This window comes from Kitasatospora sp. NPDC098663 (genome assembly GCF_044760075.1).
Taxonomy (GTDB): Bacteria; Actinomycetota; Actinomycetes; order Streptomycetales; family Streptomycetaceae; genus Kitasatospora.
This window is the reverse complement of sequence record NZ_JBIWAP010000007.1, coordinates 235,984-248,267: the sequence shown is the minus strand read 5'-3', so window position 1 is coordinate 248,267 and position 12,284 is coordinate 235,984. Positions and strand designations below refer to the sequence as shown.

The following is a 12,284-nucleotide window of genomic DNA, read 5'->3' as shown; positions in this document are numbered from 1 at the left end:
CTGATGGTGGAGCCGGAGCCCGGAAGCCGGCCCGGATCGGGGGAGTCCGGGGACCGGCCCTGCGGCCCTACGCCTGCCGGGTCGGCACGACGACCGTGTGGCTCAGGTTGACGTGCCGGGGGCGGCTGACGGTGTAGGCGATCAGGTCGGCGAGGTCGTCCGCGGTGAGTGCGGGGATGGCCGCGAACATGCCGCCGAGCTGTTCGCGCAGGGCGGGGTTGTCGATGTGGCCGCCGAGTTCGGTGTCGGTCAGGCCGGGCTCGATGGAGCTGACCCGGACGTCGCGGGGGCTGAGTTCGCAGCGCAGGGCGGCGGACAGCTGGGTGAGCGCGGCCTTGGTGGCGCTGTACACGGCGTAGTTGGGGAAGACGACGCGCGAGGCGATGGAGGAGACGTTGACCAGGTCGGCGGCCCGGCCGTCGGCGGCGGCCGCGGTGAGGTCGTCGGCGAAGGCGTGGATGATCCGCAGGGCGCCGGTGAGGTTGGTGTCGACCATGCGGGTCCACTCGTCGGTCCGGCCGTCGGTGAGGGGGTTGGGCAGCATCACGCCGGCGCTGTTGACCACCAGGTCGACCCGGCCGTAGGCGTCGTGGACGGCCTCGGCGGCGGCGCCGACGGAGGCCTGGTCGGTGATGTCGGCGGTGACGGCGAGGGCCTGGCCGCCGGCGGCGGTGAGCTCGGCCGCGAGGGTGTCGAGCCGGTCGGTGCGGCGGGCGAGCAGGGCGACCCGGGCGCCGTGGGCGGCGAGCAGGCGGGCGGTGGCCGCGCCCATGCCGCTGGCGGCTCCGGTGACGACGGCGGTGCGGGCGGCGAGGGCGGGGTAGCGCATCGGTGGCTCCTGGGCCTGGGAGGGTGGTGGGGCTGACGACGACAACTGTGTGCGGGCGGGCGGGGGTTCGCCCAGGGCCGTGTGCGTCCCCGGTGCGGCCCTCCCGGGATCCGCGTTCCCGGGTGCGGCAGGACCACCCTGGCGCCGGGAAGGCCGACCGGGCGCGCGGCGTGTCTTGAGGCCGGGGCCGGCCGGGCCGTCACTACCCTGCGGGCATGAGTGCCTGCGAAGACCTCGCCGCGGCCCCCCAGGACATCGCGCCCCTCCCACCGGCCGACGGCTGCGCCGACTGCCTGGCCCAGGGGCGCCGGGACTGGGTGCACCTGCGGATCTGCCTGGACTGCGGCCACATCGGCTGCTGCGACTTCTCGCCGCAGCGGCACGCCACCGCGCACTTCCACGACACCTCGCATCCGGTGATCCGCTCGTACGAGCGGGGCGAGGACTGGCGCTGGTGCTTCGTCCACGAGGTCATGGGCTGAGGCCCGGCGCGGGGCGCGTCCCGCGGATCGGGTCGGGCCGGGCGTCGCCCGTTTCCGGTGGCATCCGGGTGAAACCCGGATAAAATCCGGACATGACGCCCGCGCGGCCCCGGCCCCTCCGGTCGACATCCGTCCCGCCGGTGACCGCCGAAGGGAGGCCGATGATGACCAGGCGAACACCGGGCAGCACTGCCCAGCTCCGCCGTGGCACCCAGGAACTGCTGGAGCGCCGCGGCATGGCGACCGCGCCCACCCGGCTGGTGCCGGTGCTGAGCGCCGACGCCATGTCCTCCGCCACCGCCGGGTACGCCGCGCCCGACGCCTTCCGGCACGGCGGCCGCGACCAGGCGGCCTCGGCGGGGCACGCCGCCCCGTCGATGCACGCCGAGCTCAAGGGCCACCGGCACCGCGGCGCGGAGAAGCACTCCGCCCACTGAGCGGTCCCGGGTCCGGGGGCGGGCGCCGCGTTCCGGCGCCCGCCCCCGCCGCGTGCTCGGGGGCGAGGTCCGGAGTGGTTCGCGGTCGGTGCGGGGGCGCGCCGGGGCGTTGTCGGTGGGCTGGAGTACCTTCGTGCCGTTCACCAGCACGGGGCGGGACGACGGGGGCGCACCATGGCCGACCTGATCGCGGAGGAGCCGGTCGAGCTCCAGTTGGAGCGGTACCGGACGGAGCTGACGGGCTACTGCTACCGGATGCTCGGCTCGGTCTTCGAGGCCGAGGACGCGGTGCAGGAGACGATGGTCCGCGCCTGGCGCGGCCACCGCGGCTTCGAGGGCCGCGCCGCGCTGCGCTCCTGGCTGTACCGGATCGCCACCAACGTGTGCCTGGACGCGCTGAACGGCCGCAACAGCCGGGCCCGCCCGATGGACCTGGCCGGCCCGGTGACGGTGGCCACCGCGAGCGGCACCCGACTGCCCGAGGTGACGTGGATCGGCCCCGCGCCGGACGGCCGGGTGCTGCCCGAGACGGGTGACCCGGCCGAGGTGGCGGCCCGGCGCGAGTCGGTGAAGCTGGCCTTCGTCGCCGTGCTGCAGCGCCTCGCGCCCCGGCAGCGGGCCGTGCTGATCCTGCGCGAGGTGCTCGGCTGGAAGGCCGCCGAGGTGGCCGAACTGCTCGGCGTGACGGTGGCCTCGGTGAACAGCGCGCTGCAGCGGGCGCGCGCGGTGCTCGCCGGGGACGGCGCGGCCGCCCGCCCGGCCCCCGCGCTGGACGCCGACCACCGCGCGCTGCTGGACCGCTACGTCCGCGCCTTCGAGGCGTACGACATGGACGGTCTCGCCGCGCTGCTGCACGAGGACGTCACGCTCAACATGCCGCCGTACGCGATGTGGCTGCGGGGGCGGGGCGAGATCCGGGCCTGGATGCTCGGCCCGGGCCACGGCTGCCGCGGCTCCCGGCTGGTCCCGGTGACGGCCAACGGCGCTCCGGCCTTCGCCCAGTACCGGCCGAGCCCGGCGGGCGGGTACGAGCCGTGGGCGCTGATCGTGCTGGAGGTGTCAGCGGGTCGGATCACCGGGTTCACCAGCTTCCTGGACACCGACGTGCTCTTCCCGCTGTTCGGCCTCCCGCCCCGGCTGGCCGCCGAGTAGGTCCTGTCCGGGCCGCCGGAGGCCGAGGGGGTCCACGCCCCCCGGCAGCTGGGCCGCGAGCCCGCTGAACGCGAGCAGTTCCCGCAGCGGGCCGCTCGTGTTCAGCAGCACCACGTCCACCCCGTGCCGCGCGGCGGCGAGCCGCAGCCGGGCGAGGGCGTCGACGACGGCCAGGTCGGGCGCGGTCAGCGCGCCCAGGTCACAGGTCAGGGCGGGGGCGGTCGGGGGCTTCGGCGTGGTGTCCATGCTGCTTGGACCGGCCCGGGGGCTCGGGCTCATCGGCTCCGGCGCAACCTCTCGGAAGAACTTCCGAGTGGAGCGATGAGTTTCGGTCGCGCCCTCGGTCTACTCCTGTGAAAGCGCCACCGTGGCGCCGCGATCACGAAGGACGACACCATGACCGAGAACCTGGGCGAGCTGACCATCACCCGCGAGCTGCCGGCCGCCCCGGACGCCGTGTTCCGCGCCTACGTCGAGCCCGAGCAGTTCGTCCGCTTCTGGGGCCCGGTCGGCACCCACGTCGAGCTGGACACCGTCACCATCGAGCCTCGGGTGGGCGGGCGCTACGACAGCACCATGATCATCGACGCGACCGGCGACGAGTACCCGATGCGCGCCGAGATCACCGGGATCCGCCCGGGCGAGCTGATCGCCCTGGTCGAGGAGAGCGTGGGCCTGCGCTCCACGATGACCTTCAAGGACCTCGGCGACGGCCGCACCGAGGTGGTCCTGCACCAGACCGAGGTGCCGGCGATGTACTGCGGTCCGGAGGCCCGGGCCGGTCTCGACTCCAGCTTCGACCGCCTGGTCGAGCACCTCGCCGCCCGGCGCTGAACCGACGTCCCGGGGCGGGTCGGTGGCAGAGTGGGCGGTGCAGAACCATCGTGCCCCAGGAGGATCGCAGTGACGGCTGAGCCCTTGAAGTCCCGCGAGGAATGGTTGGCGTCCCTGCCCAGGATCTACGCGGCGGCGGGCTGCCTGCTGCGGGACGAGTCCGGTCGGATCCTGATCGTGAAGGCCGGGTACCGCGAGTACTGGCAGTTCCCGGGCGGCACGATCGACCTCGGCGAGGGCCCGGTGGAGTGCGCCTCGCGGGAGCTGCTGGAGGAGACCGGCATCGTCCGGGCGACCGGGGAGCTGCTGGCCGTCTCCTGGACCCACCCCTCGGCCGAACTCGACCACCCGGCGCAGCACTTGATGTTCGACTTCGGCACCGTCCCGGACGGCACCCCCGTGACCGTCCCGGCCGGTGAACTGGACCGGCACCAGTGGGCCACCGTCGAGGAGGCGCTGGAACTCCTGGGCCCGGCCCGCTCGCTCCGGCTGCGGGCGGCGCTGGAGGCGGCCGCCGACGGCCGGGTGCGGATCGTCACCACGCCCGTCTCCGGCTTCTGAGTCCAGCCCCGGTCCAACCGGCCGGCCCCGGGCGGGAGTTCCGCCCGGGGCCGGTCCCCGTCTCACGCCTGCTCGGCGTTCCGGGCGGCGATGACGGCCTTGACGGCCTCGGAGGCGAAGGTCTCCGCCTCGGACTTCTCGACGCCGAGCCCGGCGAGCACGCCCGAGCCGTTCTCCAGCTCCAGCAGGGCGAGCAGGATGTGCTCGGTACCGACGAAGTTGTGCCCGAGCTTCAGCGCCTCACGGAAGGTCAGTTCCAGCGCCTTCTTGCCCTGCGCGTCGTACGGGATCAGCGCGGGCACCTGCTCGGCGGCGGCCGGCAGGACGGCGGCGGTCGCCTCCCGGACGGCCTCCGGGGTGACGCCCTGGGCGGCGAGCGCCTTGAGCCCGATGCCCTCCGGTTCGGCGAGCAGGCCGAGCAGGAGGTGTTCGGCGGTGATCTCGGCGTTGCCGGCCGCCCTGGCCTCCTCCTGCGAGGCCATCACGACGTTCCGGGCCCGGTCGGTGAACCGGGCGAAGCCCTGGCTGGGGTCGAGGTCGGCGGGGGTGCCCGGGTCCTTGGGGACGAACCGCTTCTGGGCGGCCTGCTTGCTGACGCCCATGCTGCGGCCGATGTCGGTCCAGGAGGCGCCGGAGCGCCGGGCCTGGTCGACGAAGTGGCCGATCAGGTGGTCGGCGAGGTCGCCGAGGTGGTCGGCGGCGATGACCGCGTCGGACAACTGGTCGAGCGCGTCGGGGTGGACCTTCTTGATCGCGGCGATCAGGTCGTCGAGGCGCAGCGGAGTGGTGTTGGGAACGACGGGATTCTCCATGCGTCAACCGTAGGTTGTCGATCCTGGGTCGTCAACCGTCGGTTGACGATATGCGCGAGTAGTCCTCGGCGACCCTGCGGAACGGAGGCCTCCGACGGGCGGGCCGCGGGTCCTGGCCCTGCCCGGGGCCGGGCCGCCTCGCGAAATCGAGCCCCGGGTGGTCGAGTTGCGGGAGCCGGCCCGGCCGGTGGCCGTTACGCGGCGGGCAGCAGCCGGGCTCGGACGGCGGCGACCTCGGCGGGGGTGGCCCCGGCGGCGAGCAGGTAGCCCGCCGGGTCAAGGCCCTCCAGCGCGTCCGCCAGGGCGGCTTCGGCGGTGGTGCCGGCCTCGGCGAGCACCGCGTCGATCCGGTGGTACTGGTCCGGCAGGCCCAGCATCCCGTACAGCGGGCGGACGTTGGGGCCGCTGAGCTGGTAGTCCTCGACGATCGCGGCCCGTTCGACGCCGGCCAGGGCGAGCAGCAGCAGGGCCGCCAGGCCGGTGCGGTCGCGGCCGGCGCCGCAGTGCACGACCAGGCCGCCGGGTCGGGCCCCGGCGATGGCGGCGATCAGCGCGGCGGCGGCGTGCGGGCAGTGGTCCAGGTAGGGGCGGAGCGCGAGCGGGGTGCCGTCCAGCCGGCCGTAGGCCTCCCACCAGGCGGGGCCGGCGAGTTCGTCCAGCGGGACGCGGATCAGCTCGACGCCCTCGGGGAGCGGGAGGAGCGGCTTGTACTCCTCGGCGTTGCGCAGGTCGACCACGGTGCGGACACCGTGGTCGAGGAGGGCGTCCCGGCCCTCGGCGGTGAGGCGGTCCAGGTTGTCCGCCCGGACTATCGCCCCGCGGGCGGTGGGCCGGCCGGAGGCGGTGGGCAGTCCGCCCAGGTCGCGGACGTTCAGGCAGCCGTCCCACACGAGGGTGCGGTCCTCGGTGGTGGTCAGCGCGTGCGTCCGGTTCATGGGGGCCCCGTTTCCTCGACCGGGGGTCCCGTTACCCCCTCGTTATGAAGGACTCGCGGGAGATCCGGATGGTTCCGTGCCGTTCGGATCGCCGACACCCGGCGTTGCGGCCGGTACGGGCGCCGTCCGGGGGCGGTGGTGCTCCCCCGGGCGGCAGGTGGGCGGCAGGCGAGGTCAGGCGGCGTCAGGCGGCGGTCGGGGCTTCGGTCTCGGCCGCGACCAGCTTCTCCATCGGCTCGGCCGCGATCCGACCGAGCACCGCGCCGGCCGCGATCGCGGCGATCGCGAACGTGGTGGACAGCCAGGCCATGGTCGCCACCGGCAGGGTGAAGGCGCCGACCACCCGGGCGACGCAGTCGGCCAGCAGCGCGGTGCCCCAGACGCCCGCGAACACCCGCTCGTGGCGCTGGAAGGCCCGGGAGCCGGCCGCCCGGCCCTCGACCAGCCGCTGCCAGGCGGCGGCCCGGTCGTGCTTGCCCTTGGTGAGGAAGGGCATCAGCACCGGGGTCATCACCGACCGGCCGACCAGCGCCGAGAACAGGATGGCCAGCGCCACGGTGCCGCTCAGCCCGCCGTCCTTGGCGATCATCAGCCGGGCGTCGCCGGTGACGAAGGTGAGCGCCAGACCCGCCAGGTTCACGACCAGCATCAGCGCGGCCCACAGGTTGAGCCTGCGCTCGCGCAGCAGGCCGAGCACGGTCCGGGCGGCCGGGATGGCGCTGCTCCACGCCAGGGCGGCGAACACGCTCAGGTCGCAGACCGAGTGCAGCAGGTAGTAGCCGGCCAGCGGGGCGACCACGTCGATGGCGAGCGGGCGGAGCCCCGAGGCCGACGGGTTCGGGGTGGCGCCGGCCTCGGCGGTGGTCGCGGCGGTGATGGTGACGGTCCGGTTCACGGCGGGTTCCTTCCCTGCTGGTGGCCGCGGGCCGCTGCCCGCGTCGTGCCTCCAGTGTTTCCGTCCGACCCTCCGTCAGAGCAGTGTCGTCCGTTGCGGGATCCGCGTGACAGCTGTCATGGGGCGGGCCGTGACAGTCGCTCCGACCTGCGACTTCTCCCGGCTCGCGGGGCCGCGTTCGCCCGGATGGCCCATGATGTGGCGGGTGCAGAGTGCAGAGCGCCCCGGAGCGGGCACCGGCAGCCCCGTCGGCCGGTCCGGACCAGTCCCTTCCGTCGGCCCGCCAGCGGGCCGGGCCCCCGCTCCCGCCGATCTGACCGAGGCCGTCCGGGCCGCCCAGGCCGGGGACGACGAGGCGTTCCGGCTGCTGTTCCGGACCGTCCAGCCCGGCCTGCTGCGCTACCTGCGGGTCCTGGTCGGCGGCCGTCCCGAGGACGCCCAGGACGCCGAGGACATCGCCTCCGAGACCTGGCTGCAGATCGCCCGCGACCTGGGCGGCTTCTCCGGTGACGGGGACGGCTTCCGCGGCTGGGCCGCCACCGTCGCGCGCCACCGCGCGCTCGACCACCTGCGCGCCCGGCGCCGCCGCCCGGTCGCCGACCTGCCCTTCGAGTACCTGGCCGGGCTGGCCGCCGGGGACGACACCGCGGGCGCCGCGCTGGCCACCGTCGGCACCGCCGACGCGCTGGCGCTGATCTCCCGGCTGCCGCGCGACCAGGCCGAGGCCGTCCTGCTGCGGGTGGTCATGGAACTGGACGCCGAGAGCGCCGCCCGGGTGCTCGGCAAGCGGGCCGGCAGCGTCCGGATGGCCGCCCACCGGGGGCTGCGGAAACTGGCCACGCTGCTGGAGCAGTCCTTCGCGGCCGGGGTGGGGATCCCCACCGCGCGCGAGGCCGAACCGGCCGTGCGGCGGCCCGGCCGGCCCGGTCGGCGTCGTACCGAGGAACCCGTCGAGGAACCCGTCGAGGAAACCGCGGGCAAGGTCGCCGGGAAGCCCGCGGGGAAACCCGCGGGAAAGCCTGCGGGAAAAAGTTCTCCGCAAGGTGTGACAGAACGCCGGGCCGCGACGCTGAAGGACATGAGATGAGCACCAACCGATCCCGTCGGATCGACCGTGACGCTGCCGAGCATCTGCTCGGCGGTGCCGTGGGCGGCCCGCCGGCCGGGCAGGACGCCTCGCTCACCGGACCGGACGGCGGTCCCGGGCCGCTCGCCCGGATCCTCGCCGCGGCCGCCGCCCCGGCGACGGCCGACGAACTGGCCGGGGAGCAGGCCGCCCTGACCGCGTTCCGGGAGGCGCGTCTCACGCCCGACCCCGTAGTGACCACACCCGTCCGGAGACGATCGATGGCAACCGCCGCGCTGGCCAGGGCCTTCAGCACGAAGGCCACTGCCGCCGTGCTCGGCGCCACCGCGCTGTGCGGGGTCGCGGTCGCCGCCGGCACCGGCAACCTGCCGTCCCCGCTGGGCGGAGGGTCCGGCGCACCCGAGCACGCGCTCGCCGCCGCGGGCGGGCCCTCCGGCAGTGCGCCCGGCACCGCGTCCGCCGATGCGTCCGCCGATGCGTCGGCCGGTTCGTCCGACACCTCGCCCGACAGTGCCGCGCCCGGCACCCCGCCCGTCCGCCCCTCCGGCGGCGGCTCCGCCTCGGGCGGCCCGCAGTTGGTCGGGCCGTCCACCGCCCCGAAGCCCGGCACCCCCTCCGCCGATACCGACGGCGACGGCGACACGGAGGGGCACGGCGCCCGGCCGCTCGCGCCCGGACTGGTCGCCCTCTGCCACGGCTTCGCCGACTGGCCGGGCCGGGGCGAACGCTCACCGGCCACCGAGCCGCGGTTCGGCCCGCTGATCGCGGCGGCCGGCGGGGCGGAGAAGGTGGCGGACTACTGCGCGGAGGTGCTCGGCGACGAGGACGACGACCACCCGGGTGCCGCCGCGCAGCCCCACGATCCCGGCCGCACCACCCCCGGCCCCGGTGCGGGCGCGGGCAGGGGGAGCGGGAACGCCGAGGACGGCCGGGGCAACGGTCAGGACAAGAGCAAGAACAAGGACAAGGGCAACGGCAAGGACAACGGCAACGGCAACGGCCAGGACAAGGGCGACGGCGGCAACGGGACCAGGCCCGGCCGGTCCGGCGTGACCGTCCCGGCGCCGCCGTCCGCGCCACCCCTGCCCGACGTCCGCCCGAGCAGGACCGACCGTTCCGACGACAGCCAGTCGGGCCGGAGGTAACCCAGGAACTCCGGGTGGGCGGCGAGCGACTCCCCCCGGGCTCGCCGCCCACCCGGACCGCACCACCGGCAGTACCCGCAGTACCGCTCGTCAGTACCACCCGAAGACCCCGGGTGGCCGGTCGGCTCCCCGTGCCGCCCGGCCGCCCGGTCGGCCCTGGCCGGCCCGGCAGGCGCTCACCCCGGACGCGCCGCCGGCCCGGTCGGCCTGGAACGTGCGGCCCGCCCTCCCGCAGTCAGGGCGGGTCGCACCCCCGCGCCGGCGGCCGGGGGACCGCTGCCCGGTCCCCCGACCGCCTCCCCGCCCCCGGCGGTGCGGTCCGGCGGTGCGGCTATCGTGCACAGGTGCACGAGGCGGTCCGGAACACCGGGCACGGCACGTGAGGGGAGTTCCAGGTGATCGGACGGGCGCTGAACGGGCGTTACGAACTCGTCGAGATACTCGGCGTCGGCGGCATGGCCACCGTCTGGCGCGGGCTGGACCACGTGCTGGGCCGCCAGGTCGCCGTCAAGGTCCTCAACGGGGGACTCGCCGACGACCCCCGCTTCGCCGAGCGGTTCAGCCGCGAGGCGCAGCACGCGGCGATGCTGGTGCACCCGAGGATCGTCATGGTCTTCGACTCGGGCGTCGACCAGGGCACGCCGTTCATCGTCATGGAGCTCGTCCACGGCCGTTCGCTCGCCGCCGTGCTGGTGCAGCAGCCGGGCCTGCCGGTGGAACGCGCCGTCGGCATCGCGGCGGCGGTCTGCGAGGCGCTGGCGGTCGCGCACGCGGCCGGACTGGTCCACCGGGACATCAAACCCGGCAACATCATGATCACCGACGACGGCGGGGTGAAGGTCGTCGACTTCGGCATCGCCCGGGCCGGTTCGTCCAGCAACCTGACCCAGACCGCGAGCGTGCTCGGTACGGCCGCCTACCTGTCGCCCGAGCAGGCCACCGCCTCGGCCCTGGACGGCCGCACCGACCTCTACGCGGTCGGCTGCGTGCTCACCGAAATGCTCACCGGCGAGACCCCGTTCACCGCCGAGACCCCGGTGGCGATCGCCTTCAAGCACGTCAGCGAGCAGCCCCTGCCGCCGTCCTACCGCCGCCCCGGCCTGCCGCCCGCGCTGGACGCGGCCGTGCTGCGCCTGCTCGCCAAGAACCCCGGCGACCGACCGGCCGACGCCGTCGCGGCGCGGGCGGAACTCCTCTCCACCATCCCCGGGTTGGCGGTCGGCGACCCGACGGCGGAACTCCTCGCCACCGCCGCCGCCACCCAACTGCTGCCGCCCGTGAGGCCGGTGAACCCCAACCAGCAGCACACCACCCTGCTGCCGCCGCAGGCCCCGGCCGTCACCTCGCTGATGGCACCCGTCCCGCCGGCCCCGCCGGCCACTTCGCTGATGGCGCCCGTCCGGCAGGGCCCGCCCGCGCCCGCCGGCCGCAACCGCCGCCGCAGCAGGCCCCTCGTCCTCGGCGTACTGGGCGTGGCCGGACTCGCCGGTGTCACCGCCCTGGCCGTCGCCGCCCTGGACGAGCCCGCCGGCAACGCCGCCGCCCCCGCCACCACCAAGCCGCCGGCGGCCACGGCCCCCAGTACCCCGGCCGCCGCGCCCAGCACCCCGGCCCGCCCGTCCACCCCCGCGGCGACCCCGACACCCACCACCGCGGCCCCCACCACCGCGGCCCCCACCACCCCGGCCGGCCTCCCCACGGCCCCCAATCCCGGCGTCCCCGGCAACCAGGGGGCGGCCCTCCAGCTCAACGCCTTCCGCCAGGCCGTCGTCCAGGCCCCGGTCGGGGGCAAGGAGCACGACCGCCAGGCGCAGCTGCTGCGCATCCTCGACGACGCCTCCGCCCGCCTCAACGAGGGCAATCCGGACGACGCGGCCCAGGAGCTCAAGGACGCCCAGAAGGTGATCCGCGACCTGGCCAAGAAGCACGCCATCGACGGCCCCACCTACGCCAACTGGAACGCCCGCCTCGGCGCCCTGCTGATCACCCTGCACGCCACGGCCGCCGACAACCAGGACTGGTGACGCCGGGCCTCAGGTCCGGTCCGACGCCGGCGCGGCGGTTCGGCGCGCGGCCGGACGGCTCAGCGCAGTTCCTGGATGCGGATCAGGTTGCCGGCGGGGTCGCGGAAGGCGCAGTCGCGCATGCCGTACGGCTGCTCGGTCGGCTCCTGGACGACCTCGGCGCCGCCGGCCCGCACCGCCCGGAAGGTGCCGTCGAGGTCCCGGGTGGCCAGCAGGATCCAGCCGTAGGTGCCCTTGGCCATCATCTCGGCGATGGTGCGGCGCTCGTCCTCGGTGACCCCGGGGTCGACGGCCGGCGGCGCCAGGAGGATGGAGGTGTCGGGCTGGCCGGCCGGCCCGACGGTGATCCAGCGCATCCTGCCCTGCCCGACGTCGCCGCGGACCTCGAAGCCGAGGACGTCGCGGTAGAAGGCCAGGGACGCGTCCGGGTCGTCGTGCGGGAGGACGCTGGTGTGAATGGTGATGTCCATGGCGCCGATGCTAGGTGTGGCCGCGCGGGCGTGCTTCTCGAATCCTGACCGATCGGGCGCGGCCGTCCACAGCCTGTGGACGACGTCACGGCTTGCGGTGGCTCCGGGTCTCGACGTTCGCCCGGATCGCCCGCGACAGCGTCCCCGCCGCCGTGGCGAGGAAGACGAAGGTGTACCCGAGCTGGAGGATCACCACGAGGCGGGGCGCCTGCCCGGCCGGGGTGATGTCGCCGTAGCCGACGGTGGCCAGGGTGACGACGGTGAAGTACAGGGCGTCGAGCCGGGTGACCAGCCCCTCGAACTCACCCGGACGGGCGGCCATGACGTAGTAGGTCGCGGCGAAGATGGTCATCGCGAGGAAGATCAGGAAGGTCAGCCAGACCACCGGGCGTTTCGCGTCGCCCCGCAGCACGGCGGTGGTCTTCGCCAGCAGCAGGCCGGTCAGGCCGACCAGCGCGGCGACGAACACGAACCAGCTGAGGACGGGGTGGCGGTAGCCGAGCAGGCGCAGGGGGAGGGCCCAGTACGCGAGGATCAGCGCGGTGCAGGCGCCCAGCAGCCAGAGCGCGGACCGCGGGTCGACCCGGCCTTGCGGTGGTGGTGGCTGGCTTCCGGACATCG

General features: G+C 75.2%; 15 protein-coding genes. 8 read left to right on the top strand and 7 right to left on the bottom strand.

The annotated features are described in order from the left end of the window. Positions 1 to 67: 67 nt before the first annotated feature. Entirely contained in the window at positions 68 to 829 is a 762-nt protein-coding gene (locus ACIQVZ_RS10655) for an SDR family oxidoreductase (protein ID WP_402448716.1), read from the bottom strand. A 215-nt stretch (positions 830 to 1,044) separates the two neighbouring features. Here ACIQVZ_RS10655 and ACIQVZ_RS10650 point away from each other — a divergent pair, with 215 nt between their 5' ends. The 3 genes from ACIQVZ_RS10650 to ACIQVZ_RS10640 all read left to right on the top strand — a co-directional run bounded on the left by ACIQVZ_RS10650 (position 1,045) and on the right by ACIQVZ_RS10640 (position 2,900). Beyond that, positions 1,045 to 1,311 (top strand): UBP-type zinc finger domain-containing protein, encoded by a 267-nt coding sequence (locus ACIQVZ_RS10650; protein WP_350878302.1) that lies wholly within the window; start codon positions 1,045 to 1,047, stop codon positions 1,309 to 1,311. Positions 1,312 to 1,475: 164 nt separating this feature from the next. After that, positions 1,476 to 1,748: a hypothetical protein gene (locus tag ACIQVZ_RS10645; RefSeq protein ID WP_350878303.1), complete on the top strand. Its 273-nt coding sequence runs from the start codon at positions 1,476 to 1,478 to the stop codon at positions 1,746 to 1,748. 174 nt (positions 1,749 to 1,922) lie between these two features. Next, positions 1,923 to 2,900: a sigma-70 family RNA polymerase sigma factor gene (locus tag ACIQVZ_RS10640; RefSeq protein WP_402448714.1), complete on the top strand. Its 978-nt coding sequence runs from the start codon at positions 1,923 to 1,925 to the stop codon at positions 2,898 to 2,900. On the opposite strand, the gene ACIQVZ_RS10635 is transcribed toward ACIQVZ_RS10640, so the two are convergent. After that, entirely contained in the window at positions 2,808 to 3,146 is a 339-nt protein-coding gene (locus ACIQVZ_RS10635; protein ID WP_402448713.1) for an STAS domain-containing protein, read from the bottom strand. The two genes, ACIQVZ_RS10640 and ACIQVZ_RS10635, sit on opposite strands and share 93 nt — an antisense overlap. Before the next feature lie 150 nt (positions 3,147 to 3,296). Between ACIQVZ_RS10635 and ACIQVZ_RS10630 the strand changes: the two genes are divergently transcribed. Both ACIQVZ_RS10630 and ACIQVZ_RS10625 read left to right on the top strand, forming a co-directional pair. Then, positions 3,297 to 3,734, top strand: a complete 438-nt coding sequence (locus ACIQVZ_RS10630; protein ID WP_402448711.1) for an SRPBCC domain-containing protein — start codon at positions 3,297 to 3,299, stop codon at positions 3,732 to 3,734. A 69-nt stretch (positions 3,735 to 3,803) separates the two neighbouring features. After that, the gene (locus tag ACIQVZ_RS10625) at positions 3,804 to 4,295 is read left to right on the top strand and encodes an NUDIX domain-containing protein (protein ID WP_402448709.1); all 492 of its coding nucleotides are present in this window, start codon (positions 3,804 to 3,806) and stop codon (positions 4,293 to 4,295) included. A 62-nt stretch (positions 4,296 to 4,357) separates the two neighbouring features. On the opposite strand, the gene ACIQVZ_RS10620 is transcribed toward ACIQVZ_RS10625, so the two are convergent. The 3 genes from ACIQVZ_RS10620 to ACIQVZ_RS10610 all read right to left on the bottom strand — a co-directional run bounded on the left by ACIQVZ_RS10620 (position 4,358) and on the right by ACIQVZ_RS10610 (position 6,937). Then, positions 4,358 to 5,107, bottom strand: a complete 750-nt coding sequence (locus tag ACIQVZ_RS10620) for a Clp protease N-terminal domain-containing protein (RefSeq protein WP_350878310.1) — start codon at positions 5,105 to 5,107, stop codon at positions 4,358 to 4,360. Positions 5,108 to 5,301: 194 nt separating this feature from the next. After that, complete coding sequence (locus tag ACIQVZ_RS10615; RefSeq protein ID WP_402448706.1) at positions 5,302 to 6,042, bottom strand: tyrosine-protein phosphatase; 741 nt, start codon at positions 6,040 to 6,042, stop codon at positions 5,302 to 5,304. Positions 6,043 to 6,226: 184 nt separating this feature from the next. Then, on the bottom strand, positions 6,227 to 6,937 hold the full coding sequence (locus ACIQVZ_RS10610; RefSeq protein WP_402448703.1) for a VC0807 family protein: 711 nt from the start codon (positions 6,935 to 6,937) through the stop codon (positions 6,227 to 6,229). Between the two features lie 205 nt (positions 6,938 to 7,142). Between ACIQVZ_RS10610 and ACIQVZ_RS10605 the strand changes: the two genes are divergently transcribed. From ACIQVZ_RS10605 to ACIQVZ_RS10595, 3 genes are all read left to right on the top strand, one after another. After that, a complete protein-coding gene (locus tag ACIQVZ_RS10605; RefSeq protein ID WP_402448701.1) occupies positions 7,143 to 8,024 on the top strand; it encodes an RNA polymerase sigma factor in 882 nt (293 codons plus the stop codon). Next, a complete protein-coding gene (locus tag ACIQVZ_RS10600; protein WP_402448699.1) occupies positions 8,021 to 9,169 on the top strand; it encodes a hypothetical protein in 1,149 nt (382 codons plus the stop codon). Before ACIQVZ_RS10605 ends, ACIQVZ_RS10600 begins: the two co-directional genes overlap by 4 nt. Before the next feature lie 395 nt (positions 9,170 to 9,564). Next, positions 9,565 to 11,193, top strand: a complete 1,629-nt coding sequence (locus ACIQVZ_RS10595) for a protein kinase (RefSeq protein ID WP_402448697.1) — start codon at positions 9,565 to 9,567, stop codon at positions 11,191 to 11,193. A 59-nt stretch (positions 11,194 to 11,252) separates the two neighbouring features. Here ACIQVZ_RS10595 and ACIQVZ_RS10590 read toward each other — a convergent pair whose 3' ends face one another. Both ACIQVZ_RS10590 and ACIQVZ_RS10585 read right to left on the bottom strand, forming a co-directional pair. After that, entirely contained in the window at positions 11,253 to 11,663 is a 411-nt protein-coding gene (locus ACIQVZ_RS10590; RefSeq protein ID WP_402448695.1) for a VOC family protein, read from the bottom strand. Positions 11,664 to 11,748: 85 nt separating this feature from the next. Continuing rightward, a complete protein-coding gene (locus ACIQVZ_RS10585) occupies positions 11,749 to 12,282 on the bottom strand; it encodes a potassium channel family protein (protein WP_350878316.1) in 534 nt (177 codons plus the stop codon). Positions 12,283 to 12,284: the final 2 nt, after the last annotated feature.